The 893-nt window shown below is 66.2% G+C and carries 2 protein-coding genes; both read left to right on the forward strand.

What is annotated here, in order from left to right; all coding sequences use genetic code 11:
• Nucleotides 1-295, forward strand: a 295-nt coding sequence (locus C5F48_RS24195; RefSeq protein WP_258186597.1) for a penicillin-binding transpeptidase domain-containing protein, incomplete at its 5' end; no start/stop codon positions are given.
• A 63-nt stretch (nt 296-358) separates the two neighbouring features.
• Nucleotides 359-893 (forward strand): ABC transporter ATP-binding protein (locus C5F48_RS24200; RefSeq protein ID WP_107666173.1); only part of this gene is annotated, 535 nt, incomplete at its 3' end.

The raw sequence follows: 893 nt of genomic DNA on the forward strand, positions 1-893 counted from the left end.
TGAAGTGGCGGGCAAGACCGGCACCGCCGAAAAGCCGAAACAGGGGGGCGGCTATTGGCGAGAGAAGGTGATCAACACCTTTGCCGCGACCTTCCCGGCCTCGGATCCGAGATACGTGCTGATCACCACGCTGGACGAGCCGTCCGAGAACACCGGCCCCAAGCCCCGCCGCACCGCCGGCTGGACGACGGTGCCGGTCGCCGCCGAGGTGATCCGTCGCGTCGCGCCGCTGCTCGGCCTCCGGCCTAGGGATGAACCTACCTCTTTAGACAGAAAGATCGCTGTGAACCACTAGTCGCGAAGGCGAAGGATGTGCTGCTCGTCACTGGCGACACGGCAACGAACTGAAGGATTGGCGATGAGCGTTGATGCATCCACCCGCCGCGGAGAGGTCACGGTTCGGGGCCTCTCCAAATCCTTCACACTGAACGGCCAGCGCCTGAACGTGCTGCGCGATCTGCATCTCGACATCAGCGGTGGCGAGATCCTTGCCATCGTCGGCGCCAGCGGGTCGGGGAAGACGACGCTGTTGCGCCTGCTCGCCGGACTCGAGGCGCCGGAAGCTGGCGAGGTGCGCATTGACGGGGCGCCGGTGGAGGGCGTCGGGCGTGAGCGGGCGGTGATCTTTCAGGAGCCGCGGCTTCTGCCCTGGCTGACCGTGCTGGGCAATGTCGCCTTCGGGCTGGAGGTGCGCGGCGTTTCGCGGGCCGACGCCCAAGTGCGCGCCAGGCATTACGTCCGCCTAGTGGGATTGAACGACTTCGAAGACGCCTATCCGCGGCAGCTCTCGGGTGGCATGGCGCAGCGGGTAGGCTTCGCCCGTGCGCTGACGGTGCAACCGGGCATCCTGCTTCTGGATGAACCGCTTGGGGCTCTCGATGCCATGACCAAGA

This window comes from Cereibacter changlensis JA139 (assembly GCF_003034985.1).
GTDB lineage: Bacteria > Pseudomonadota > Alphaproteobacteria > Rhodobacterales > Rhodobacteraceae > Cereibacter > Cereibacter changlensis.